General features: G+C 71.3%; 19 protein-coding genes and 1 pseudogene. 10 read left to right on the top strand and 10 right to left on the bottom strand.

The window, feature by feature from the left end; all coding sequences use genetic code 11:
• Positions 1 to 4: 4 nt before the first annotated feature.
• Genes AB0M27_RS03900 through AB0M27_RS03890 form a run of 3 tightly spaced genes read left to right on the top strand, consistent with a single transcriptional unit; the run spans position 5 to position 2,493 of the window.
• Positions 5 to 1,570 (top strand): peptidoglycan-binding protein, encoded by a 1,566-nt coding sequence (locus AB0M27_RS03900; RefSeq protein ID WP_365717610.1) that lies wholly within the window; start codon positions 5 to 7, stop codon positions 1,568 to 1,570.
• The gene (locus AB0M27_RS03895) at positions 1,524 to 2,048 is read left to right on the top strand and encodes a protease inhibitor I42 family protein (RefSeq protein WP_365717608.1); all 525 of its coding nucleotides are present in this window, start codon (positions 1,524 to 1,526) and stop codon (positions 2,046 to 2,048) included. The genes AB0M27_RS03900 and AB0M27_RS03895 overlap by 47 nt, the downstream gene beginning before the upstream one ends.
• 28 nt (positions 2,049 to 2,076) lie before the next feature.
• A complete protein-coding gene (locus tag AB0M27_RS03890; RefSeq protein ID WP_365717606.1) occupies positions 2,077 to 2,493 on the top strand; it encodes a hypothetical protein in 417 nt (138 codons plus the stop codon).
• On the opposite strand, the pseudogene AB0M27_RS03885 reads toward AB0M27_RS03890, so the two are convergent.
• The 3 genes and pseudogenes from AB0M27_RS03885 to AB0M27_RS03875 all read right to left on the bottom strand — a co-directional run.
• A pseudogene (locus AB0M27_RS03885) lies at positions 2,453 to 2,698 on the bottom strand (hypothetical protein); the annotation flags it as partial. The gene AB0M27_RS03890 and the pseudogene AB0M27_RS03885 sit on opposite strands and share 41 nt — an antisense overlap.
• Positions 2,699 to 2,895: 197 nt before the next feature.
• Positions 2,896 to 4,209, bottom strand: coding sequence for a carotenoid oxygenase family protein (locus AB0M27_RS03880; RefSeq protein WP_365717604.1), 1,314 nt, complete (start codon positions 4,207 to 4,209; stop codon positions 2,896 to 2,898).
• The gene (locus AB0M27_RS03875) at positions 4,206 to 4,775 is read right to left on the bottom strand and encodes a hypothetical protein (protein ID WP_365717602.1); all 570 of its coding nucleotides are present in this window, start codon (positions 4,773 to 4,775) and stop codon (positions 4,206 to 4,208) included. The genes AB0M27_RS03880 and AB0M27_RS03875 overlap by 4 nt, the downstream gene beginning before the upstream one ends.
• A 127-nt stretch (positions 4,776 to 4,902) precedes the next feature.
• Between AB0M27_RS03875 and AB0M27_RS03870 the strand changes: the two genes are divergently transcribed.
• Entirely contained in the window at positions 4,903 to 5,439 is a 537-nt protein-coding gene (locus AB0M27_RS03870; RefSeq protein WP_365717600.1) for a PadR family transcriptional regulator, read from the top strand.
• Here the strand turns inward: AB0M27_RS03870 and AB0M27_RS03865 are convergent.
• Positions 5,408 to 6,925: a CehA/McbA family metallohydrolase gene (locus tag AB0M27_RS03865; protein WP_365717598.1), complete on the bottom strand. Its 1,518-nt coding sequence runs from the start codon at positions 6,923 to 6,925 to the stop codon at positions 5,408 to 5,410. The genes AB0M27_RS03870 and AB0M27_RS03865 overlap by 32 nt on opposite strands.
• A gap of 153 nt (positions 6,926 to 7,078) precedes the next feature.
• Between AB0M27_RS03865 and AB0M27_RS03860 the strand changes: the two genes are divergently transcribed.
• From AB0M27_RS03860 to AB0M27_RS03850, 3 genes are all read left to right on the top strand, one after another.
• Complete coding sequence (locus tag AB0M27_RS03860; protein ID WP_365717596.1) at positions 7,079 to 7,924, top strand: LLM class F420-dependent oxidoreductase; 846 nt, start codon at positions 7,079 to 7,081, stop codon at positions 7,922 to 7,924.
• Between the two features lie 159 nt (positions 7,925 to 8,083).
• On the top strand, positions 8,084 to 10,669 hold the full coding sequence (locus AB0M27_RS03855; protein WP_365717594.1) for a bifunctional FO biosynthesis protein CofGH: 2,586 nt from the start codon (positions 8,084 to 8,086) through the stop codon (positions 10,667 to 10,669).
• A gap of 59 nt (positions 10,670 to 10,728) precedes the next feature.
• Positions 10,729 to 11,292 (top strand): hypothetical protein, encoded by a 564-nt coding sequence (locus AB0M27_RS03850; RefSeq protein WP_365717591.1) that lies wholly within the window; start codon positions 10,729 to 10,731, stop codon positions 11,290 to 11,292.
• Here the strand turns inward: AB0M27_RS03850 and AB0M27_RS03845 are convergent.
• Together AB0M27_RS03845 and AB0M27_RS03840 are read right to left on the bottom strand one after the other, a co-directional pair.
• A complete protein-coding gene (locus AB0M27_RS03845) occupies positions 11,285 to 11,794 on the bottom strand; it encodes a DUF2165 domain-containing protein (RefSeq protein WP_365717589.1) in 510 nt (169 codons plus the stop codon). The two genes, AB0M27_RS03850 and AB0M27_RS03845, sit on opposite strands and share 8 nt — an antisense overlap.
• Before the next feature lie 178 nt (positions 11,795 to 11,972).
• Positions 11,973 to 12,998, bottom strand: a complete 1,026-nt coding sequence (locus tag AB0M27_RS03840; protein WP_365717587.1) for an alpha/beta hydrolase — start codon at positions 12,996 to 12,998, stop codon at positions 11,973 to 11,975.
• Positions 12,999 to 13,107: 109 nt separating this feature from the next.
• Here AB0M27_RS03840 and AB0M27_RS03835 point away from each other — a divergent pair, with 109 nt between their 5' ends.
• Together AB0M27_RS03835 and AB0M27_RS03830 are read left to right on the top strand one after the other, a co-directional pair.
• Positions 13,108 to 13,878, top strand: coding sequence for a TetR/AcrR family transcriptional regulator C-terminal domain-containing protein (locus AB0M27_RS03835; protein ID WP_365717585.1), 771 nt, complete (start codon positions 13,108 to 13,110; stop codon positions 13,876 to 13,878).
• A 107-nt stretch (positions 13,879 to 13,985) separates the two neighbouring features.
• Positions 13,986 to 15,101 (top strand): ADP-ribosylglycohydrolase family protein, encoded by a 1,116-nt coding sequence (locus AB0M27_RS03830; protein ID WP_365717583.1) that lies wholly within the window; start codon positions 13,986 to 13,988, stop codon positions 15,099 to 15,101.
• 119 nt (positions 15,102 to 15,220) lie between these two features.
• On the opposite strand, the gene AB0M27_RS03825 is transcribed toward AB0M27_RS03830, so the two are convergent.
• Both AB0M27_RS03825 and AB0M27_RS03820 read right to left on the bottom strand, forming a co-directional pair.
• Positions 15,221 to 16,786, bottom strand: coding sequence for a sodium:solute symporter family protein (locus AB0M27_RS03825; protein WP_365717581.1), 1,566 nt, complete (start codon positions 16,784 to 16,786; stop codon positions 15,221 to 15,223).
• A gap of 126 nt (positions 16,787 to 16,912) precedes the next feature.
• On the bottom strand, positions 16,913 to 17,701 hold the full coding sequence (locus tag AB0M27_RS03820; RefSeq protein ID WP_365717579.1) for an SDR family oxidoreductase: 789 nt from the start codon (positions 17,699 to 17,701) through the stop codon (positions 16,913 to 16,915).
• Positions 17,702 to 17,775: 74 nt separating this feature from the next.
• Between AB0M27_RS03820 and AB0M27_RS03815 the strand changes: the two genes are divergently transcribed.
• Positions 17,776 to 18,624 carry a hypothetical protein gene (locus AB0M27_RS03815; protein ID WP_365717577.1) on the top strand — a complete coding sequence of 283 codons (849 nt, stop codon included), beginning with the start codon at positions 17,776 to 17,778 and terminating at the stop codon, positions 18,622 to 18,624.
• A gap of 11 nt (positions 18,625 to 18,635) precedes the next feature.
• Here AB0M27_RS03815 and AB0M27_RS03810 read toward each other — a convergent pair whose 3' ends face one another.
• Positions 18,636 to 20,549: an MFS transporter gene (locus tag AB0M27_RS03810; RefSeq protein WP_365717575.1), complete on the bottom strand. Its 1,914-nt coding sequence runs from the start codon at positions 20,547 to 20,549 to the stop codon at positions 18,636 to 18,638.
• A gap of 222 nt (positions 20,550 to 20,771) precedes the next feature.
• On the bottom strand, positions 20,772 to 23,222 hold the full coding sequence (locus tag AB0M27_RS03805) for a D-alanyl-D-alanine carboxypeptidase (protein WP_365717573.1): 2,451 nt from the start codon (positions 23,220 to 23,222) through the stop codon (positions 20,772 to 20,774).
• Positions 23,223 to 23,383: the final 161 nt, after the last annotated feature.

Here is a 23,383-nt window from a genome sequence, read left to right as displayed (position 1 = left end):
CGCGATGACGGAGTCCACGGGTGACCGCCGCACGCGGCTCGGCGACCTGTGCCACAACATTTCCACGGCCGACAGCAAGAACGACCTGATCGACGCCATCAACGACGCGCTCGCCGTCTCCGCCCCGGTCGGCGACACGGCGACGCTGGAGTTCCTGGGCAAGCTGTACCAGAAGCAGGACCTCCAGGACCTCTGCAAGCGCATCGACGGGGTGGCCAAGAAGGGCCTGCCGGACGTCTGGGCCGGGAACACGAGTGTCCTCGCCTCGGACGCGGTGGCCGCCGCCGGGCGGGCCGCCGGGGCGGTGGGCCGGGCCTTCTACGGCGGCGGACAGGCGCTGCTCACGTTCACCGACGCCCTTAAGGACGCCCAGAGCCAGGACGGCGACGGACGGGAGACGCTGCACGAGGCACTCCGGATGCTCGGCAGCAAGGACGGCTGGTTCGACGACCTCATCGAGGACGACGACGAGAAGGCCGTCCGGCTGAACGCCCGTTCCCTCGCCTCCCTCGGCGTCGGCGACATGCACAAGGCCGCGATCACCGCCGACGACGCCGCCCACGCCGTCGCCAGGGACCTGAACAAGTGGGTCTCCGAGGCGCGCCTCCGCAAGCTGGGCACGGGCAACCTGACCGCCGTCGACAAGCTGATGCTGGCCGAGACCAGTGCCGTCGACGGCGACCCTGTGCTGAACGAGATCCTCACCGCGCACGACCTGGAGCGCGCCGGCCGGCGCATGAACCAGCTGAGCGCCGCCGACCAGGCCGCCATGGACCAGATGCTGGCCGGGTCGGACAGCCCGCAGGAGCGGGCCTATCTGATGAAGGCCCTGGCCGCCGGGCACAGCGTGGCGGAGATCGAGCAGTTCCAGGGCAAGATCCGCGGGCACGACCCCGAGTGGCTGCGCAGGCATCTCACGCCGGTCGTCACCGCCGTGGACAGCATGGACGACGAGGGCCTGGCCCCCGACGGCTCCAACAACAACAAGGACTACGTCACCTTCGACGGGCAGCGCTGGATCCAGGGCGGCGACGGCTCGGAGGGCACCTGCGTGGCCTCGTCCACCGTCACCGCCCGCGCCATGGTCGACCCCCTCTACGCCCTCGACCTCACCGGCGGCCGCAGCGGACAGGAGGACGACCCCGAGGCCTTCAAGCGGCGGCTGGTGGCCGAGCAGCACCGGTTGCACACGGAGGGCGACGGCGGTGACCACTGGGACGGCATGGGTCCCGACGGGCAGGAGCACATCGCCGACACCACCATCGGCGCCGCCACCGGCGACGACTACCAGCGCCACGACCTGGACGGCGCCGCCGACCGCAGGGCGGTGCTGACCGATGTCGAGAAGGCGGTCGCGGACGGCCGCCCGGTCCCCGTCGACGTCAAGGGCAAGGACGGCGCCCACGCGATGACCATCATCGGCCAGGAGGGCGACAAGCTGCAGATCTACAACCCCTGGGGCTCGACGACGTGGGTCAGCGAGAACGACTTCATCAACGGACACATGAGCAAGGCAGCGGACAGTGGACTCAACGACGCGTACAGCGTGTACCTCCCGACGGCGAAGTAGGCGGAGCCTGAGGCGCCGGGGCAGGGCGGCGGGCGGCGTCGTCGCGGCGGTCGCGCTGCTGACGCTCGTCGCGGGCTGCGGGTCGGGCACCGGCGAGCCCGCCCCCGTCGCGCATCCCACCGACGAACCCCGCATCACCGCGAAGGTCGGGGAGCGCTTCACGCTCACCGTCCATCAGAACGCCTCCACCCGTGAGCACTGGTACCTGTCCGACCCCGGGCCCGACGCCCACGTGGTCCGCGAGCGCGGGCGGCACAGCACCTCGGACTCCGGCGACAAGCACCTGGCCGGCGCCGGCAGCAGCCTCACCTTCACCTTCGAGGCCACCGGCAAGGGCAGCACCCGGATCGTGCTGACCCACTGCACGTTCGCCACCACCTGCGACGAGGACGGCGGCGGCACCCCGGCCCCGGCGTCGACCGCACCGTACCGGCAGTCCGCGCCGAAGCGCGTCACCTACACCGTCACCGTCCGCTGAGCCGGCCGACACCACCGACACCGGAAACATGAACCCCGTATCGAACCCCGCCCCGCATCCCCCGGACCGCACCGACGACGAGCTGGCCCGGCTCGACATCCCCGTCCTGCTCCGCTACGGCCTCACAGCACCGCCCGGCCCCCGACGCACCGCCCTGTTCGGCGACGGCGTCGTGGGCGCGGCCGTGCGGCTCGACCGCCTCGGCACCCAGCCGCGCTCGGTGGCCTTCCTCGCCGACATCGTCCGGTCCGGTGGCCTCGCCTACGCCGCCGGGCTCGCCGAGCCGCTGCCGCGCCCGGAGGCGGCGGCTGTCATACGCGACTGGCTGGCCGCCGGCACCGAGCTCGCGGCCGGTGTCGCCGCCGACGACACCGCCGCCCGCTGGCTGCGTGCCGTCGCGACGGTCATCGAACTGCGGCAGCTGACGAGGACCGCACGGAGCTGACCGGCCGCGTGGGCCATGCCCCGCCGACCGCCCCGAGGAAGTAACCCGGATCGGTGAACACGGCCGGCGCCCCCGGCACCGGCCCGGCCGCCGTCTCGTGCCGCAACTCGGCGCGCACATACGTCGCGTCGGAAGGCGCCGTACGCCACTCGGCCGTGCCCGAGCCCGACGCCGGCAGCGGATCGCTGGTGTACAGCACACCTTGGGTCGGTGACGCCACGGGCAGCCGCTCGCCGATGCCCGTGGCGGGCCTGGCTCCCGGCCATGGGCAGCAGCGACGCCCACCGCGACCCGGACACGGTCGGCTCGCCCCAGACGGAAGGCCCGCGCGGCTCGCCGGCTGGTCGCGGTCGCGGTCGCCGAGATCATCGCTCTGCGCCGGGCCACGCGCGAAGGCACCGCCTAGGCATCGCTGTCCGCCAGCCAGTTGCCGTGGAAACCGAACGGCACCCGGGCCGGCAGGTGGATCGTGGCGACCGGGGCCGCGGTGAGGTCGTCGGCGTCCAGGACGGCCAGGTCACTGCGGTCGGTGGCGGCGTCGTACACGTACGTCATGAGCCAGCCGGGGCCGCCGGGCGTGTCGTCGGCGGGGGCGAAGGCCGCCTCGCCGGGGGTGCGGCCGGGCCCGAAGTCGTGCGCGGTGACGGCCCCGGAGGACAGGTCGTAGCGGACCAGGCAGGTGCCGCTCGTCATGTGGCCGTGTCCGGCGGCGAGTCCGGTGAGCCGGTCGTCGACGCGCGGGAACTCGCCCGCCCGGTCGTCGATCTGCTCCTCGCGGACCGTCCCGGCGACCGTGTCGATGGTCCATTTCCACAGCACGGCCCGCTCCTTGCGCGTGCCGCCGTCCGCGTCGCGCCGCCACATCTGCGGGTAGCGCATCACGTGCAGCACGACGGTGCCGTCCGGCGCGTCGTAGGCGTTGAGAGCGTGGAAGACGTAGCAGGGATCGACGGCGAACCAGCGGACCTCGCCGTACGGGTCGGCGCGGCGCAGCACGCCGAGCCGGGCGCCGTACCCGTCGTCCCAGCTGTACGGCATCGTGCCGCCGGCCAGGGCGAGTTCGACGTCGAAGACGACGGGCAGGTCCATGAAGACGACGTGCCCGGCGGTGAGCGCGAAGTCGTGCAGCATGGTCGGCCCGGGCACCTCGATCGGTCTGCTGAGCACCAGCTCGCCGGTGGCGTCGGCCCGGTGGTAGGTGAGGTGGGTGGGCTCCAGCATGCCGCAGCCGAAGAAGTGCAGTTCGCCGGTGGCCGGGCAGGTCTTCGGGTGGGCCGTCATCGCGGTGGTGAGGCGGCCGTCGAAGTCGTACGGCCCCTTGGTGCCCAGGTCGCGGGTCAGTTCGTAGGGCAGGGTGGTCTCGACCAGGGCGAGGGTGCGGCCCGCGTGCCGGACGACATGGGTGTTGGCCGGTCCCGCGGTGAGGTCGCGGCGGCCCCGGTCGTCATAGAGCAGTGCGCCGTCGGTGAGTTGGCCGGTGCGGACCCAGCGGTTGCGGTAGGAGACGGCCCGTCCGCCCTCCAGGCGCATCCCGTGGACCATGCCGTCGCCGAAGAACCAGTGGCCGGAGGCGGTGTCGGCCGGGTTCGGGCCGTTGCGCAGGTACCAGCCGGTCAGCTCGGGCGGGATCGTGCCGGTCACCGGCAGGTCGTGCGCGGTGAGTTCCTCGGTGACCGGGGCGTAGTTGCCGGACAGGTGCTTCGGGGTGGCGGTCACCGGGCCACCTGCCCGGCGGCCTGGGCCTTCGCCTGGACGTGGGCGACATAGCGGACGGTGAAGAGCATCGGGACGACGAAGCCGGCGATCTGGACGACGGTCGCGGGCGTCGAGTGGGCGCTGCCGGAGTGGGCCAGCACAGCGAGGACGACGGCGGTCACGACGAAGGCGGCGGTCCACACGGACGTGATGACGACGTTGACCCGGATGAAGGGCTTCAGGTCCCAGAGCTCGCGCGGGGTGGTGCGCTTGGCGATGCCCAGGGTGAAGGGCCGGCCGAAGGCCAGCGAGAGGCCGGCGATGACGGCGAGGGTGCCGGAGGAGAGGGCGGCGGAGTAGTCGTGCACGCCCGAATGCGGGTCGGCGAAGGCGATGGCGGCGAGGACCGCGAAGAAGACCGCCGAGCCGGCCTCGATGACGAGGGCGTCGAAGCCGGCGCCGGAGCGCTTCTCCTGGGCGATGATGCCCACGGCCACCACCAGGGCGGCCAGGGCGCCCCACTGCCAGTCCCCCGAGGGGATGACGGCGAAGACGATCCACGGCAGGAACGTGCGCAGGTACGACATGGGATTCCCCCGACAGGTCCGTAGGTCTGTAGGCCCGAGTTTTGGAGTTCCACCTCTTCCACTCGCGACATGTCAAAAGTAGAAGGTCGGTCTTCGACATGTCAACAGTGGAATGTAGGATGGCGGCATGAGTCTCAGACACGCCCTGCTCGGCCTGCTGTCGGACCGTCGCGCCAGTGGCTACGACCTGCTGAAGACGTTCGAGACCTCGCTGGCCAACGTCTGGCCCGCGACCCAGAGCCAGATCTACACCGAACTGACCAAACTGGCGGGCTCCGGGCTGATCACGGTGGCCGCCGAGGGTCCGCGCGGCCGCAAGGAGTACGAGATCACCGACGCGGGCATGGCGGAGCTGCGCCACTGGCTGACCGAGGTCCCTCCCCAGCGGGTCATCCGCAGCGACATCCTGCTGCGCGTCTTCTTCCTCGGTGTGCTCAGCCCCGAGCAGGCCCGCGCCTACCTGACCGAGCTGACCGCCATGTCCCAGGCCGGACACGACCAGCTGCGGCAGCTCGCCGACTCCATCGACTGGGACGAGGGCAACCTCTCGGTGTACGGCCGCATCGCGCTGGAGTACGGTCTGCGCTTCAACGCGATGCGGCGCGAGTGGGCCGAGTGGGCGACCGAGCAGATCAAACAGCCCCGAGGAAGATCGGGTTGGTGAAGGCGGCCAGCGCGCCCGGCACCGGCCCCGCCGCCGCCTCGTGCCGGAGCTCGGCGCGTACGTACGCGGCGTAGGCGGGCGTCGTACGCCACTCCGCCGTGCCCGAGCCGGACACCGGCAGCGGATCGCTGGTGTACAGCACACCCTGGTCGGTCACGAAACGGATCGAGCAGCGCGGGGCGCCCGAGACCTCCAGCCGGACGGTCACGGGGGTGTCGGCGGCCACGGACAGCCGCTCGCCGATGCCCGCCTGCTGTCCGCGCCCGCCCGTCACCGTGAAGGCGAGGGTCACGTTCTTCGACTCGGCCACGTACGAGCGTCCCGCGCGGATGCCTTCCTGGATCGCCTCCCGGGTCAGGTCGTCGGCGAGGACGACCGTCTGGGGACTGCCGACCGCGTCGGGGTCGCGGTGGGCGTCGCTGTTGCCCATGGCCGGAAGCCAGGGCCGCCCCTGCCGCACGGAGGCGACCAGCTGGTTGTCCCAGTCGGCCAGCGTCACCTCGTCGTCCGGGGTGTAGGGGCCGTTCCACACCTCCACGGCGTCCGCCTCACCGAAGCCGAACTTCCAGCCGCAGCCGACGCAGGTGGCGTGCGGGTGGGCGGGGACGACCAGGCCGCCGGCGCGGCGGATGTCCCGCGCGAAGCGGGCCCAGCGGTTGTCCCGGGCCCGGTAGCGCCAGTCCACGAACGTGCCGGGATCGGTGCCGAGCGCCACCACGTGGCCGTTGCGGGTGGTGATCTCCTCGCCGAGCATGATCAGCAGGTCTTCGCCGGCCTGGTCCGCCCAATGCGGGTGCGCCGAGTGGGTGTTGTGGTCCGAGGAGTTGATGAAGTCCAGGCCCGCCGCCCGCGCGAGGGCCGCGATCTCGGCCGGGGTGCGGCGGCCGTCGGAGTACCAGGAGTGCAGATGGCAGTCGCCCCGGTACCAGGCCCGCCCCCGGCCCTTGGCCCGGGAGGGCGGATACACCGGACGCGGGGTCTCGCCCGCCTCGCCGTAGGTCAGCGTGATCGTCAGCTCGTAGTTCAGCCCCTGCGGCGCCACCGTGTAGGGGCCCAGCGCGACGTACCAGGTGCCCTCGCGCACCGGGCCGGGGATGTAGCCCGGAGTGGCGTCGTCGGCGCGGACGAAGAACTCCGTGCGGGCGCCGCCCGACCAGCCCCTGAAGCCCCGGCCGCCCAGCTCGGTGCCGCGTTCGTCGAAGAGGCCGATGTCGAGGGCGTTGCCCTGGGTGCCGGCCGGGACCGAGGGCCTGTCGTAGGTGTAGGAGACCTTGATCTGCCGTACGCCGGCGGGGACTTCGACCGGTACGTACACGAAGTCGGGGGAGCCGGGCGGCAGGGTGCCGCGAACCGACCGGGTTTCCTGCTGCTGACCGTCCGCCGCTGCGAAGCTCACGCTTCCCAACGTAAGGGCAGCTGCGGCGCCCGTCACGAACAGCGCGCGTCTGCCGATGCCATGAGTGTGACCGTGCGTGTCTTCAGCCATGGCGGTCACTCTCGCGTCCGCGCGTTAACGCCTGTGAACGAGCGGGCGAGTGGCGTCCGACGGGTGTCATGCACGCGGCTTCACGACCGTCGGCGCGGACAGTGCCGACCAGTCGGTATGGACAGTGGAGGCCCGGGCCGGTACAGATGGGCCATGCGTATCGCCGTCACCATCTTCCTCACCGACGAGACCATCGCGCCGGTACGGCTCGCCCGCGAACTGGAACACCGCGGTTACGCCGGCCTCTACCTCCCCGAACACACCCACATACCCGTGGAGCGGACGACGCCGTACCCCGCCGGCGGCGACCTGCCCCGCGAGTACACCCGCACCCTCGACCCCTTCGTCGCCCTCGGCCAGGCCGCGGCCGTCACCGAGCGCCTCGGCCTCGGCACCGGCATCACCCTCCTCGCCCAGCACGACCCCATCGCCCTGGCCAAGCAGATCGCCACCCTGGACCACCTGTCCGGCGGCCGTTTCACCCTCGGCCTCGGCTACGGCTGGAACGTCGAGGAGGCCGCCGACCACGGCGTGCAGTGGCGCACCCGCCGGGAACTGGTCCGGGACCGGGTGCGGCTGATGCAGGCGCTGTGGTCCGGGGAACCGACCTCCTACGACGGCGAGTTCGCCGCAGTCCGGGCCAGTCACGCCCACCCCAAGCCGGTGGGCAAGCCGCGCGGCCGGGTCGTCGGGCCGCGCACGCTCGTCGGCGGGGCGGCCGGGCCGAAACTGTTCGCGCACATCGCCGAGTACGCCGACGGCTGGCTGCCGATCGGCGGCCGGGGCCTCACCGAGTCCCTGCCGGTGCTGCGTTCGGTCTGGGCGGACGCGGGCCGCGACCCGGCCGCCCTCCAGGTCGTCCCGTACGCGGTCCAGCCCACCCCGGGCAAGCTGGCTCACTACGCCGAGTTGGGTATTGAGGAGACGGTGGTGCAACTGCCTCCGGCGGGAGAGGCGGAGGTGCTGCGGGCGCTGGACGAATGCGCCGAGTACTTGTAGGCGAAGGGCGGCGCAGCTGACCCAGGGGCGCGGGGCTGTACCGACATACGGCTCCGCCGCGTGGGCGCGAGTGACCACGACGAACCCGCACCGACAAACGCACCGCACCCCCAAAGCCCAACCCGCTGAACCGGCGGAGCCCGAACGTATGCTCAAGGGATGACGACTTCCGCGACCTCCGGAACCGGACCGACCGAGAACTCCATGCGTCGCGCCCTCAAACGCGCCCGGGACGGCGTCGCCCTCGACGTCCGCGAGGCGGCGGTGCTGCTCCAGGCCCGCGGCGAGGCCCTGACCGACCTCGCCGCGTCCGCCGCCCGGGTGCGCGACGCGGGTCTCGAACAGGCGGGCCGTCCCGGCGTCATCACGTACTCGAAGAGCGTCTTCATCCCCCTCACCCGGCTGTGCCGGGACAAGTGCCACTACTGCACCTTCGTCACCGTCCCCGGCAAGCTGCGCCGGGCCGGCCACGGAATGTTCATGTCCCCGGACGAGGTGCTGGACATCGCCCGCAAGGGCGCCGCCCTCGGCTGCAAGGAAGCCCTGATCACCCTCGGCGACAAGCCGGAGGACCGGTGGCCTCAGGCGCGCGAGTGGCTCGACGCGCACGGCTACGACGACACCATCGCCTACGTCCGCGCCATCTCCATCCGCATCCTGGAGGAGACGGGCCTGCTGCCCCACCTCAACCCCGGCGTGATGACCTGGACGGACTTCCAGCGCCTCAAGCCGGTCGCCCCCTCCATGGGCATGATGCTGGAGACGACCGCGACCCGGCTGTGGTCCGAGCCCGGCGGCCCCCACTACGGCTCCCCGGACAAGGAGCCCGCCGTACGCCTGCGCGTCCTGGAGGACGCGGGCCGCTCCTCCGTGCCCTTCACCTCCGGCCTGCTCATCGGCATCGGGGAGACGTACGAGGAGCGCGCTGAGTCCCTCTTCGCGCTGCGCAAGGTCTCCCGGGCCTATCACGGCATCCAGGAACTGATCATCCAGAACTTCCGCGCCAAACCGGACACGGCGATGCGCGGCATGCCGGACGCCGAACTGGACGACCTGGTGGCCACGGTGGCCGTGGCCCGCCACATCATGGGCCCGTCCGCCTGCCTGCAGGCCCCGCCGAACCTGGTCGACTCCGAGTACGAGCGGCTGATCGGCGCCGGTATCGACGACTGGGGCGGGGTGTCGCCCCTGACCATCGACCACGTCAATCCGGAACGACCCTGGCCGCAGATCGAGGAACTCACCGAACGCTCCAGGGAGGCCGGTTTCGAACTCCGCGAACGCCTCTGCGTCTACCCGGAGTTCGTGCGCCGTGGCGAGCCCTGGCTGGACCCGCGGCTGCGCCCGCACGTGAGCGCGCTGGCCGACCCGGAGACGGGCCTGGCCCTCCCGGACGCGACCGTCGAGGGGCACCCGTGGCAGGAGCCGGAGGAGGCCTTCGTCCCGACCGGCCGCACGGACCTGCACCGCACGATCGACACCGAGGGCCGCGGCGCGGACCGGCGCGACGACTTCGACGAGGTGTACGGCGACTGGGAGGCGCTGCGCGAGGCGGCCGCCCCCGGCATGGCGCCGGAGCGCATCGACACGGACGTACGGCAGGCGCTGGCGACGGCGGCCGACGACCCGACGAGGCTGACCGACGCCGAGGCCCTGGCCCTGCTGCACGCGGACGGCCCGGCGCTGGACGCGTTGTGCCGGGTGGCCGACGACGTGCGCAGGTCGGCCGTCGGGGACGACGTGACGTACATCGTCACCCGCAACATCAACTTCACCAACGTCTGCTACACCGGCTGCCGCTTCTGCGCCTTCGCCCAGCGCCGCACGGACGCCGACGCGTACACGCTGTCGCTGGAGCAGGTCGCGGACCGCGCCCAGCAGGCCTGGGACGTGGGCGCGGTGGAGGTCTGCATGCAGGGCGGCATCCACCCGGACCTGCCGGGGACGGCGTACTTCGACATCGCGAAGGCGGTGAAGTCCCGCGTCCCGGGCATGCACGTGCACGCCTTCTCCCCGATGGAGGTGGTGAACGGCGCGACCAGGACGGGCATGTCGATCCGGGAGTGGCTGACGGCCGCCAAGGAGTCCGGCCTGGACACCATCCCCGGCACGGCGGCGGAGATCCTGGACGACGAGGTCCGCTGGGTGCTGACCAAGGGCAAGCTGCCGGCGGCCACCTGGATCGAGGTGGTGAGGACGGCCCACGAGCTGGGCATCCGCTCCTCCTCCACGATGATGTACGGCCACGTCGACCAGCCCCGCCACTGGCTGGGCCACCTGCGCACGCTGGCGCGGATCCAGCGGGAGACGGGCGGCTTCACGGAGTTCGTCACCCTCCCCTTCATCCACACGAACGCACCGGTGTACCTCGCGGGCATCGCGCGCCCCGGCCCTTCCACCCGTGACAACCGCGCGGTGACGGCGATGGCACGTCTCCTCCTCCACCCCTGGATCCCGAACATCCAGACAAGCTGGGTGAAACTGGGCACCGATGGTGCGGCGGAGATGCTCCGCTCGGGAGCGAACGACCTGGGCGGAACCCTGATGGAGGAGACGATCTCCCGCATGGCGGGCTCGTCGTACGGCTCGTACAAGTCGGTCCGCGACCTGGTCGCCGTGGCCGAGGCGGCCGGTCGCCCGGCGAAACCGCGCACCACGCTCTACGGCGAGGTGCCGCGGGAGCGGCAGCGGGCGGCCGAGGCCTCCGACGGCCACCTGCCGGAATTGTTGCCGGTCCTGGACTGAGTACGATGATCCGACCCCCGACCTGAGGCGGGGCCCCGTAGCGGAGGAGATGCGTACCCGTGGCTGCCCGACTGCCCTCCTGGGCCTGGGTCACCGGCCTGACGGCAGGCGCGACCGCGGCCGTCGTCGCCCTCGCCGTACAGGCGGACCACGGGCCGCGTCCCATGGCCGCCGTGGCCAAGCCGAGCCCGTCGGCGTCGGCGAGCGCCCACGGCTCCGCCGCGCCGCACTCCCCGGCCCCGCCCGCGCTGCCGGACGCGTCGGGCGAGGGCCGCCGGATCGTGTACTCGCTCGGCGACAAGCGGGTGTGGCTGGTCGACGCGACGGGCAAGGAGTTCCGGACGTTCACGGTGTGGCGGGGTTCGGTGAGCCCGCAGCCCGGCCGCTACTCGATCACTCTGCGCACCCCGTCCCTGAGGGGCTCGGACGGGGTGGAGATCGAGCACGTCATGTACTTCACCAAGGTGCAGGGCGTGAACATAGCCTTCTCCAACGCCCTGGACGGCTCCTCGCCGCCTCCGGCGGACGGCAAGAAGCTGGGCGGCATCCGCATGCACAAGGAGGACGGAGCCGCGCTGTGGTCCTTCGGTGACCAGGGCACCAGGGTGGCGGTCGTCAAGTAGTGGCTTCCCGGCGGGCGGGCAGCTGGTTGACGATCAGGGCGATTCCGCTCAGCAGGAACACCCGGGTAGCGGCGTCCAGCCCGTTCCAGGTCTTGGACTGCCACATCGCGAACCACTCACCGCCGATCGCGATGAACCCGGCGCCGAAGAGCAGTACCAGCATCAGCAGCCCGTAGGTGGAGATGCGTCGCGCGAAGTCGTCGTCCCTGCGCCGCGCCCAGAGACAGGTCCCCCAGACCAGCACCAGCGCCGCCACCGTCTCCCACACGATGATGAGGACGTACGCGGTGTCCTGAAGGCCGGTGCTGGTGACGGCCCGCCACATGAGGTCGTCGTCCTTGAACGTCGTGTCCATCGCCAGCACATGCCGCACGAACTGCTGGTTCGTCCCGAAGTCGGTGATGTTCCCGAGGGCGACCAGGGCGATGTAGAGGGCGAGTATGCCGGTGAGCACACCGGCGGCCAGGCAGAGACCGGTGTGACGTGGGGGGTTGGTGGTCATGGCTGAATTCTCCTCTGTCCGGGCCCGGTTATCGCGTGGTCATTGCGCCAGAATGAGAGGGCGGGCTGCGGGAGGGGCTGATGCCGGGCGGAGGTGCACGCAGACTCGGCGCGGACGCCCGCGAGTTCCACGTCTCGGGCGACCGGAACCCGCTTCTCCACGACCCGGCCTTTCGTCCTCAGCGCCCTACCGCCTCCCCCGTCACCACCGGCCGCACCTTGGTCAGCATCAGGTCCAGGAACTGGTCGGGGTGCCGGAAGGACCCGAAGTGGCTCGCGCCACGGATCAGGGCGAAGTCCTTCACCGGGGCGGTGACTTCGTCGTAGAAGCGGCGGGCCGGCTGCGGTGGGGTGAGGACGTCGCTTTCGCCCTGGAAGACGAAGAAGGGGAGCTGGAAGGCGGTGCCCTCGGCATACTCGTCGATCGTCATCGCCTGGGGGCCCAGAGGCTCGGAGAAGGTCTGGGCCTTCAGATACGTGCGCAGCTCGCGCAGGGTGTGGAGAGGTGAGAACCAGAGGGAGCGGATCACAACCGTCTTCATCGTGTCGTAGGTCAACGGGTCGGTCGTGACCACCGTCTTCGCGTACTCCGCCCACTCGTGCGGCGACCAGGCCGACTGGTCGGGGCCGATGGCGGCCATCCTCGCCAGCTGCTTCTTCTTGCCCGCCTTCGCCAGCCGGGCCAGCAGCGCCTCGTAGGCAGAGGGGTCACGACCGCCCTCGACGACGTTCTGGTCGGTGCCGACGTACGCCGAGTACAGCTCGGGGTGGTTGCGGGCCAGACGGAGGCCGGTGACCGTGCCGAAGCTGTTGGCGAGGAGGAGGACCTTGTCCACCGCGAGGCGGGTGCGGATGTGGGCCGTCACCTCCAGGGCGTCCTCGTAGAGGCGGTCGAGGGTCAGCTCGCCCTGGCCCTCGGGGCCGCCGGCCGCGAAGGTCTTGCCGGCGCCCCGCAGGTCCCAGCGCACGATCGTGAAGTGCCGCTCCCAGGCGCGGGTGCGCGGGATGAAGACCAGGTTGGAGGCGCCGGGGCCGCCGTGGATCTCCAGGATCACGGGGTTCGTCCGGTCCTCGCCGCGGACCGAGATCCACTGGTCGATGCCGCCGATGCGGACGTACGAGGACTCGTCGATGCCGTTCGGGGTGGTGATCGCCAGCCTCTTGGCGAGGGCGCGGCGCTTCAGGGCGCGGTAGGTCAGCAGCATGGCTTTCCCCCTAAACAGTTTATGCCGTCAGCTGTTCCGTTGGGTTTACGGTATATAGAGTTACTGGGGGAGTCAACGGGCTTCGCCGAAGTCGAGCAGGAGGGGCCTCGTGACCGGACGGGACGGACAGAGCGGACGGAACGCCGGGAGCGGCAAGGGGCAGCAGGAGACGCCGCGCGACCCGCGGGCAGCTCTCGCGCTGCTGTGGGGAGAACAGGTGCAGCCCACGCGCGGGCCCAAGCCGACGCTGTCCCCGCAGCGCATCGCCGCGGCCGCCGTCGAACTGGCCGATGCGCAGGGGCTGGACGCGGTCTCGATGAGCAAGGTCGCCGCCGGGTTCGGCGTCTCGGCGATGGCGCTCTACCGCTATGTGCTGGGCAAGGGGGAGCTGGTCGAGCTGATGATCGAGTCGATCCTCGCCGAGGTCCCCGACCTCTCCGTCGCCCAGGGCGACTGGCGCGCCGGGACACGGCTGTGGGCCCGCCGCTGCCTGGACCTCTACCGGGCCCATCCCTGGGCGCTCGCCGCCACCGCGATGCGCCGCCAGGTCATGGGCCCCCACCAGCTCGGCTGGCTGGACGCGGCGCACGCCGCCCTGGAGCCGACCGGCCTGTCGGCGGCCCAGCGGCACCAGGTCTTCGTCCTGGTCGTCGGCCTGGTGCGCAGCCTCGCCCAGCAGACGGCCGACTTCGACGCGGACGAGGACCGGGAGTGGAACCGCCTCACCGGCGAGGTGCTCGAACGCCACGCGGACCGGTTCCCGGCCCTGACCCGGGCCATCGCCGACGGCGCCTTCGACCCGACCGGCATCGACCCGCTCGACTTCGGGCTCGACCGGATCCTCGACGGGGTCGAAGCGCTCATGGCCGGGCGGGAATGACGCGGGAATGACCCCCTGGGGGATGATTTGCCCCTGTGAACGAACCCTTCCCCGTCGATTACAGTGCTGAGCGTCGTACGGACGGACGGTGCCGTGAGGAGGTCTGAGTGAGTGCGACAGCCGGCGCGGTCTGGGGCCGATCCGAGCAGCAGGACTTCCGCAGCAGGGTGCGCGGCACCCTGCTCGGGGGCGCCGTGGGCGACGCGCTCGGCGGGCCCGCCGATCCGCTTTCCCTGGAGGAGATCCGGGCCACGTACGGCCCCGAGGGTCTGCTCGACCTGGCCTTCGGGCACGGGCGGCGCGGCACGGTCACCCATCACACCCAGCTCACCCTGTTCAGCGTGGACGGGCTGATCAGGGCCCAGGTCCGGCGGGACACCGGGGCGTGGCATCCGCCGACCGATCTGCACCGGGCGTATCTGCGCTGGGCGGCCACCCAGCGGGACTGGGGGCCCGACGAGCGCCGCAAGGACGACGGCTGGCTGGCCCGTGAGGAGTGGCTGTACGCCCGCCGGGATCCGAGCCGGGCGCTGCTCGTCGGGTTCGGCGACGACACCATGGGCACGCTGGAGTCACCGAAGAACCCCGGAGAGCTGGGGCCGGAGGCGGTCGCCCGGTCCGCGCCCTTCGGGCTGCTGGTCGGCTGGGAGCCGCAGCTCGTCGCGCAGCTGGCGGTGGAGTGCGCCGCGCAGAGCCACGGGCATCCCCTCGCCTATCTGTCGGCGGGCGCGTACGCCGTGATCGTGCACGCGCTGGCCCGGGGCGAGAGCCTGGACGGCGCCGTGCAGCGGGCCCTCGCCCTGCTCGCCGCCCGGCCCGGCCACCAGCCCGTCTCGGACGCCCTGCAGCATGCCCTCGGCGCGGTACGGCAGGGCATCCCGAGCCCGACGCGGGTGGAGGAACTGGCCGGCGACGGTACGGCGGACGGGCTGCTGGCGGCGGCGGTGTACTGCGCGCTGGTGGGGGAGGACGTCCGGCACGGCCTGTGTCTGGCGGTGAACCAGGGTGGCCCCTCGGCGGCGGCCGGCGCCCTCACGGGCGGCCTCCTCGGCGCCCTCCACGGCGAAACGGCCCTCCCCCCGGCCTGGGTGGCGGAGTTGGAGGGCCGTCCGACGGTGCTGGAACTCGCCGACGACTTCGCGATGGAGATGACCCAGGGCCCGGCGCTGCACGGCCCGGCGGGCTCTGCACCGGGGTGGCTGGCCCGGTATCCGCGGGCCTGAGTCGCGAAGCCGACGTCGGCTGCAACTCCCCAGGGGCGCGGGACTGTATCGATATGCGGCTCCGCCGCGTGGGCGCGAGCGACCACGACGGACCCGCACCCGAATCCCGGCAGCAACCCCTACGGCGCTCCGACCACGTCGTCCCCCGCCCCCGCCGGCGCCGGCGTGGCCGGCGCGGCGTTCCCGTCCCCGTCGGTGTTGAGTTTCTCGATGATGGCGAGGCGCTCGGGCGTCTCCTCGGGCTTCACATACCCGATGACGATGTACAGCACCAGGGACACCGCCAGCGGGATCGAGACCTGGTACTGGAGCGGGACTCCGCCGGAGACGTTCCAGTTGATGGGGTAGTTCACCAGCCAGAACGCCAGCAGACCCGCCGCCCAGCTGGTGAGCGCCGCCGTCGGGCCGGAGCGGCGGAACGGGCGGAGCAGACCCAGCATCATCGGGATCGCGATCGGGCCCATCAGACCGGCCACCCACTTGATGACGACCGTGATGATGTCCTTGAACGTGGGGGAGTTGACCTGCGTCGCCACCGCCATGGACAGGCCGAGGAAGACCAGAGTCGTCACGCGGGCCGCGACCAGGCCGGAGCGCTCGCCCCAGGCCCGGGCACGGGAGGAGAGCACCGGGGCCACGTCACGGGTGAACACCGCCGCGATCGCGTTCGCGTCCGAGGAGCACATGGCCATCGTGTGGGAGAAGAAGCCCACGATGACCAGGCCCAACAGCCCGTGCGGCAGCAGCTGTTCGGTCATCAGGCCGTAGGAGTCGGAGCCGTCCGGCTTCTGCGCGTGGACCAGGAGCGGGGACATCCACATCGGGAAGAACAGCACCACCGGCCAGATCAGCCACAGCACGGACGACAGCCGGGCCGACCGCTCGGCCTCGTGCGCGCTGCCCGTCGCCATGTACCGCTGGGCCTGGTTGAGCATGCCGCCGTTGTACTCGAAGAGCTTGATGAACAGGAAGGCGAGGAGGAACACCGTGCCGTAGGGGCCGACCAGCGGCTTGCCGTGACCGTGCAGCGCCGGCTGGTTCCAGGCGTCGAAGAAGCCGATGTGCCTGTCGTTCAGCTTCAGTACGACGGCCACGAACATCGAGACACCGGCGAGCAACTGGATGACGAACTGGCCGAGTTCGGTCAGCGCGTCCGCCCACAGGCCGCCGATCGTGCAGTACACGGCGGTGATCGCACCGGTGATGAGGATGCCCTGGTTCAGGGTGACCCCGGTGAACACCGACAACAGGGTGGCGATCGCCGCCCACTTGGCGCCCACGTCCACGATCTTCAGCAGCATGCCGGACCAGGCGAGTGCCTGCTGGGTGGACAGGTTGTAACGGTTCTTCAGGTACTCCAGCGGGGAGGCCACATGGAGCCGGGAGCGCAGTCGGTTGATGCGGGGCGCGAACAGCTTCGACCCGATGGCGATGCCGAGCGCGATGGGGAAGGACCAGGTGACGAAGGAGGTGACGCCGTAGGTGTAGGCGATGCCCGCGTACCCGGTGAACATGACCGCGCTGTAGCCCGACATGTGGTGCGAGATGCCGGACAGCCACCAGGGCATCTTGCCGCCGGCCGTGAAGAAGTCGGAAACGTTGTCCACGCGCTTGTGCGACCAGACGCCGATCGCGACCATCACACCGAAGTAGCCGATGAGTACGGCCCAGTCGAGACTGTTCATGTGCTCGATCGTGGGTGCGGTCACATGAACACGACAAGCAACAGTAAGGTCAAGTCAAAGTAAAAATGTTCGATTTGATGATTCATGTTCACCTACATGAACAGCCCGGCGAGGGCGCGAGGTGCCTTAACGCATCAGCTCCCCCGCGTTGACCAGCAGCGACTGCCCGGTGATGGCCCGCGCCCGGTCCGAGGACAGGAACACCGCCGCGTCCGCCACGTCCCCGTCCGTCGCGAGGTCCGGCAGTGCCATCCGCTCCGCCAGCCGGGCCAGGACCTCCGCCTCCGGCACCCCTTGCGTCTGTGCGGTGAACCGGACGTACGCCTGTACCGGCGGGCCCCACATCCAGCCCGGCAGGACGGTGTTGACCCTGATCCGATACGGCCCGAGCTCGCGCGCCAGGGAGTACATCGCGCTGGTCAGCGCCCCCTTGGAGGCGGCGTAGGCCGCCTGCTTCACCTGCGAGGGCGCGGCGACCGCCGACTGCGTCCCGATGAAGACCACGGAACCGCCTCCGCCCGCCTTCAGTCCCGCCAGACTGGCCCGCGTCATCCGCAGGGTGCCCAGCAGGTTCACGTCGACGACCGACTGCCAGGTCGCGAAGTCCGCGTCCTCCAGCCCACCGAAGCAGGAGTCCCAGGCCGCGACATGGACCACCGCGTCGATGCCGCCGAACCGCTCCCGCGCCAGCTCCGCCAGCGCCGCGCACTGGTCCTCGTCGGTGATGTCGGTCGCCCGGTACGCCGTGCGCGTGCCGTCCGGATCGATCTCCGCCGCGCTCTTGGCGAGGTTCGCCTCGGTGCGCGCCCCGAGCACCGCGTTCCCGCCGTCCCGTACGACGGCCGCGGCGACCTGGTGGCCGAGCCCGGCGCCCACTCCCGATACGACCACTGTCTTGCCTGCGAGCAGGGACATCGGTGCCTCCCGCGGTATGGCGCTTTATCTGACGGAGCGTCAGAGTATGGGGCACGGCAGGAAAGGGGAACCGTATGAGCGACGAGACCCGCAGCGAGCAGTACGCCGAACTCGCCGCCGTAGGACCGTACGGCGTCCGGCCCGGTCACGCCCTGATCACCATGGTCGAGCCGCACCCCGGTCACGAGTACGCCTACAACCGCTGGTACGAGGACGACCACTACTACGCCGGCGCGATGGCCATGCCCTGGATGTACGCGGGCCGCCGCTGGGTCGCGACCCGGGATCTGCAACTCCTGAGGTACCCCGAGAAGTCGGCCGTCGCCCAGCCCGTCACGGCCGGCTGCTACCTCTCCACCTACTGGATCACCGACGGCCGCTACGACGATCACATGAAGTGGACCGTCGCCATCAACAAGCGCCTCAACCGCGACGCCCGCGTCTACCACGACCGCACCCACGTCTTCACGGCCTTCCAGGACCACGAGACGACGGTCTACCGCGACGGCGCCGCGGGCCCGCGCGACTTCCACGCCCTCGACCATCCGTACGCCGGGCTGGTCCTGGAGGTGATCGACAGCGAGTCGCCGCAGCAGCGGGCCGGACTGGTGGAGTGGCTGCGCACCCGGCACCTGCCCCGCCGCCTCGTCGGCTCCCCGGCGGCCATGGTCACGGTCTTCCGGCCGACCCCCCTGCCGGGCGACCGCATGACCTACGTCAAGCAGGTCGAGGGCGTGGACACCCGGGTGACGCTGCTGTGGTTCCTGGAGGCGGATCCGAGGGAGTGCTGGGAGGGCGGCCTCACCGGGCTGGACACGGATGTCTCCGGCTCGGGGCTGGGGCGGGTGGAGCTGGTGGCGCCGTTCATCCCGACGATTCCCGGCACCGATGCCCACGTCGCCGAACTACGCGGCGCGGTGTAGGCCCGGCACGGTCACTTCAGCTCGTCCGGGCAGGGGGTGCCGCGCGGCAGCTGGTACGGCGCGGCCAACCGGTACGTGCCGGCCCGCGGGGCGATCAGCATCGTCCACTTGTCCCCGTTCGCGTCCTCCGGCGTCTCCGTCAGACATCCGTTGACGTTCCGGTACTTCTTCGGCGGACCGGAGGAGACCACCTGCGGCGGCTTCAGGCTCTTGCCGTCCTCGTCGACGATGCTCAGCCACGGAGAGTAGGGGATCCTGATCAGGATCCGCCCGGCCTTGCGCACCTGAAGCGTCATCTCACCCTGCTCGGCGCGGTCCACCACCGCGTCGGGCTCGGCGAGCGGCGTCGGATCGGTCACCCGGAACAACTGCCAGTTGGCGTCGCCCCAGACCTGCCGCAGATACGGCATCCCGCGCCGCAGCAGTTCCCGCTCGCGCTCGCCGCCGTCGCCGTCCGGGTTGTCCTTCGGCAGGACGACGAAGTGCACGGCCCAGCGCTGCAGCCACTCGTGGTAGTTCGCCGAGTTGAGGGTGTCGTCGTAGAAGAGCGGGTTGCGCTCCATGTCGGCCTGCCGGTTCCAGCCGCGCGCCAGGTTGACGTACGGCGCGAGCGCGGACGCCTCCCGGTGCGAGCGGGCCGGGACCACCTCGACGCGCCCCTTCTCGGCACCGGCCTTCTGCAGCTGGTGCACGAGCGGGGCGAGTTCCCGGGCCCAGGACGCGGCCGGGGTCGTGTGGACGATGTCGTCCACCGACTTGAAGCCGATCCAGCCGGCGAAGCCGAGGAGCGCCAGCACGGTCGCGTACCACTGGCGTGACTTCGGCACCGTGAACGGCAGCGCGGCCACCAGCGTCGCACCCGCGAACAGCATCGGCAGCCGGGAGATGTTCGACCCGATCTGCGAGTTGATCAGCCACACCAGGACCACGCCGACGCTGTAGACGGCGGCCGTCAGCCGGACCGTCACCCACTCCTTGGGGACGAGGAACAGGCACAGCAGGCCGTACAGCAGGGGCAGGATGACCGAGCCGATCGTCATCGGCTGGGTGCCGGAGAACGGGAAGAGGAAGTACGAGGCGAGGACCACCACCGTCGGGGCGAGCCCCAGCGCCCAGGCGCCGGGCCGCCGCTTCTGCAGGAACAGCGCGACCGCGACGAGCCCGACGAACAGGCCCGAGACGGGCGAGGCCATCGTGGAGAGCCCGGCCAGCGGGGCGGCCACCGCCGCCTTCGCCCAGCGTTTGTACCGCCACCGGTACGGCCAGCAGAAGACGGCCGCGACGGCGCCGAGCGCGAACATCGTGCCGAGCCCGAAGGTCACCCGGCCCGAGATCGCGTTGCACAGCAGCGCGACGACCCCGGCGAGCGACGCCCACAGCGGGTTCTTCACCGCCCGGCTGCGGATCAGGACCAGCGTCAGCAGGCCCGCCGACACGGTCCCGGCGATCATCATCGTCGTACGGACGCCGAGGACGGCCATCAGATACGGCGACACCACGCTGTACGACACCGGGTGCATGCCGCCGTACCAGGCGAGGTTGTACGCCGAGTCCGGGTGCCGGCCGACGAACTCCGCCCAGGCGTCCTGCGCCGCGAGATCGCCACCACTGTTCGCGAACGTGAAGAACCAGACGATGTGCAGGACCCCCGCGAGGGTCGTCATGGACAGCACGGGGTGCGTGAGCAGCCGCTGCCGCAGGGGTTCCGCGGCGGTGAGGAGACGCGCGAGCCGGTTCGGGGGTCCGTCGGGGCCGTCCGGGCGTGTGTCGGGGCGTCCGCCGGGGCGGTCGGGACGATCACTGTCGGTAGGGCGGGCCGCGTGGTCGGTGCGACCCTTCGGATCAGCCGCGGACACGCGTATTCGCGGGCCGGATCCCGGGCCCGGATCGGCGTCGTCGGCGCGTATCGGCTCCGCTGTGGCCACCTGAAGGCACTCCCCGTGTCCCGTCTTTTGTTCTCGGCCGTGTTCCACGGTGTTCCCGGCCGCTTCCCGTCCAGTTCGCGGCCGTGTCCCGTGACCGGCGGCCTGCCCCGATTCGTGACGCTAGCACGCACCCCGCCGAGAGGCTCCCGGGTGGGGCGCCGTCGACGGGGTGCGCGGGCGGGGCGGACGGGTGGTGCCGGCGGCCGGGACGGCTGCCGGATGTCAGCCCAGACGGGTCAGCTTGGCGCCGAAACCGGGCTCCGCCAGAGCCTTCTGCAGGGCCACCGGCACCTTGACGGCACCGGCCGAACCGTCACCCACGGTGAGCGAGCCGACCTGGGTGCCGGCCTTCGCGGTGTGCGGCACCGTGCCGGAGGTGAAGGACAGCTTCACCTTCAGTCCCGCCCAGCCGGCCGCCGTGACGTCCTTCGTCGCCACGATCGGGGTACGGCCGCCGACGCCGTCGTCGACGTACCCGACCACATCGTCCTTCTTCAGGATCGTCACCGACTTCAGGGCGCCCTGCGCGGACCGGATCAGCTTGTCGCCCGCGTCCAGGACCCCGCTGATGATCGTGTTGTCGAAGCCGCCGGCGGGCTGGCGCAGCACGGCACCGATGATGGTCCGCGTCTCGCCGCCGACCTGCTGCTTCGCCGCGAAGACGAGGTTGCCGAGGGCGGCGGGCGTGGTGCCGGTCTTGATGCCGACGACGTTGTTGTGGCCGACCAGGCGGTTGTAATTGGAGTGGTTGACGCCCTTGTAGTCGTCGTACGACATCATCGCCGCGACCTCGCGGAAGACGGGCTGCTGCATCGCCGCCCGGGCGAGCTTCACCTGGTCCACCGCCGTGCTGACCGTGGAGGCGGTCAGGCCCGAGGGGTCGGTGTACTTGGTGTTGCTCATGCCGAGGCCCTTGGCGGCGGCGTTCATCTTCGCCGTGAACGCCTGCTCCGAACCGGAGTCCCAGCGGGCGAGCAGCCGGGCCACGTTGTTGGCGGAGGGCAGGAGGATGGCCTCCAGGGCCTCGCGCTCCGAGATCCGGTCACCCGCCGTGACGCGGACGGTGGACTCCTGGCCCGCGTCCGACTGGTCCTCGGCGGCCTTGTCGATCTCGATCTTCGGGCCGTCCTGGCCGCTCTTGAGCGGGTGGTCGCGCAGGATGAGGTACGCCGTCATCACCTTCGCGACGCTCGCGATCGGTACGGGCTTCTGGTCGCCGGAGGAGCCGAACGTGCCGATGCCCTGGACGTCGAGCGCGGCCTGACCGGTGGCCGGCCACGGGATGTCGACCTTGCCGCCGTCGAAGGTGTAGGTGTCCTTCGCGGTGAGGTCGAGGGTGGGGTCGGGGAGCGGGCGGAGGGTCTGTACGACCGCGAAGACGATCGCCAGGAGCAGGACCAGGGGGGTCCAGATCTTGACCCGGCGCACGATCGTGCGGACCGCGGTCTCCGGAGGCGGGGGCGTGTTCGTCAGCTCCGCCAGGAGGTCCAGCGGGGGCTTCGGGGGGAGGGGCTGCTGGGTGGTGCGCTCGGGACCGACCTGGGGGACAGTGGTGGTGACGTCCGGCTTGGCAGCCGGCGCCATGTCGTTCTTGAGCGCGACGAACTTGCTGGTGCGCTCGGACTCGGCCTCCGGGGACTTGGGCCTGCCGCCCAGCTTGAGCATGGTCGTGGGCTGATCGACCTGCGGCTTGGGGGTGGCGGCCTTGAAGACGGTGGTGGGCTGGTCGACAGCGTCCGCTTCCGGCGTGGGGGTCGGGTCGTCGCTCGCCTTGGCTTCGCCTTCGGTGTCCGTGTCGTTGCCACCCGCACGACCTGTGCGGCTCTCGTCGTCGGCTGCGTCCGCTTCCGGCGTGGGGGTCGGGTCGTCGCTCGCCTTGGCTTCGCCTTCGGTGTCCGTGTCGTTGCCACCCGGACCACCTGTGCGGCTCTCGTCGTCGGCTGCGGGTGGCCCCTGTGGGGTGTCCTCGCCGTCGGCGTCCTCGGGCCCGTCCTCGGCCTCCGCCGCCTCGGCTTCGCCTTCGGTCTTTGCCTTCGCATCGCCATCCACGTCAGCCTCAGCGTCAGCCCCGGCGTCGGCGTCACGGTCAGCGTCGGCCTCAGCGTCAGCCCCGGTGCTGCCGTCCGGGTCAGCCTTCGCGTCCGCGTCGGCGTCACGGTGAGCGTTCGCCTCCGACTCCGCGACCGCGTTGGCCTCCGCCTCGGAGCTTGCCGCGGCCTTCGCTTCCGTGTCTGCCTGCTCGCCGGCCTTCGGGTCGGTCTCGGTGTCCGCCTTGCTCTCTGCCTCCGTGGCCGTGGCCGCGTCAGAGGCCGCGTCAGCGTCCGTCTCCGTATCCGCGTTCGCCTTCGCGTCGGCGTCCGTGGCCTCGGTCTCCTCGGCCTCCGGCCCATCCGTGGGCGGCTGCTGGGGACTTGCGGGGGCGGCGCCGCGGATCCAGGTCGAGACCGCCTCGCGGAGGGCGGTGTCCTCCGGCGAGGCTTCCGTGGTGCGGGGCTTCACGTCGCGGACGGACAGGATCGTCGTCGCGGTGTCCACGCCGCCGGGCGCGGAATCCTTTTCCCGCGAGACGGCGAGGCGCGGATCGAGTGCCTCGGGAACCGGACCCGCGCTCCCCGACGTCCGTTCTGCCGACGACTCGCGCTGCTTCGACCTGTCGGGGGACTCGCCCGCCACCGATGCCTCCTCGTGCGCCGCACGCCCACGCGCGCGCCCTGTCCGAACCATGTACCAGTGTCCTGTGTGAGGGCTTGGCCCCTGCAGTAGACGAGAACGACATACCTACCGGTTCCCTCACGAACCGGTCACGCACCCTCGACAGACCAATGTGAGAGGGG

The sequence above is a fragment of the Streptomyces sp. NPDC052107 genome (assembly GCF_040680215.1).
GTDB lineage: Bacteria > Actinomycetota > Actinomycetes > Streptomycetales > Streptomycetaceae > Streptomyces.
The sequence above is the reverse complement of the archived record's forward strand: the minus strand, read 5'-3'. Positions and strand labels throughout refer to the sequence as shown.

Excerpts from the sequence above, each read along its gene's own strand:
- AB0M27_RS03875 (WP_365717602.1), bottom strand. The coding sequence starts at position 4,775 with ATGTCGTACCTGCGCACGTTCCTGCCGTGGATCGTCTTCGCCGTCATC.
- AB0M27_RS03865 (WP_365717598.1), bottom strand. The coding sequence starts at position 6,925 with ATGGCTGAAGACACGCACGGTCACACTCATGGCATCGGCAGACGCGCG.
- AB0M27_RS03860 (WP_365717596.1), top strand. The coding sequence starts at position 7,079 with ATGCGTATCGCCGTCACCATCTTCCTCACCGACGAGACCATCGCGCCG.
- AB0M27_RS03820 (WP_365717579.1), bottom strand. The coding sequence starts at position 17,701 with ATGTCCCTGCTCGCAGGCAAGACAGTGGTCGTATCGGGAGTGGGCGCC.
- AB0M27_RS03900 (WP_365717610.1), top strand. The coding sequence starts at position 5 with ATGACGGAGTCCACGGGTGACCGCCGCACGCGGCTCGGCGACCTGTGC.
- AB0M27_RS03815 (WP_365717577.1), top strand. The coding sequence starts at position 17,776 with ATGAGCGACGAGACCCGCAGCGAGCAGTACGCCGAACTCGCCGCCGTA.
- AB0M27_RS03825 (WP_365717581.1), bottom strand. The coding sequence starts at position 16,786 with ATGAACAGTCTCGACTGGGCCGTACTCATCGGCTACTTCGGTGTGATG.
- AB0M27_RS03845 (WP_365717589.1), bottom strand. The coding sequence starts at position 11,794 with ATGACCACCAACCCCCCACGTCACACCGGTCTCTGCCTGGCCGCCGGT.
- AB0M27_RS03890 (WP_365717606.1), top strand. The coding sequence starts at position 2,077 with ATGAACCCCGTATCGAACCCCGCCCCGCATCCCCCGGACCGCACCGAC.
- AB0M27_RS03855 (WP_365717594.1), top strand. The coding sequence starts at position 8,084 with ATGACGACTTCCGCGACCTCCGGAACCGGACCGACCGAGAACTCCATG.
- AB0M27_RS03840 (WP_365717587.1), bottom strand. The coding sequence starts at position 12,998 with ATGCTGCTGACCTACCGCGCCCTGAAGCGCCGCGCCCTCGCCAAGAGG.
- AB0M27_RS03870 (WP_365717600.1), top strand. The coding sequence starts at position 4,903 with ATGAGTCTCAGACACGCCCTGCTCGGCCTGCTGTCGGACCGTCGCGCC.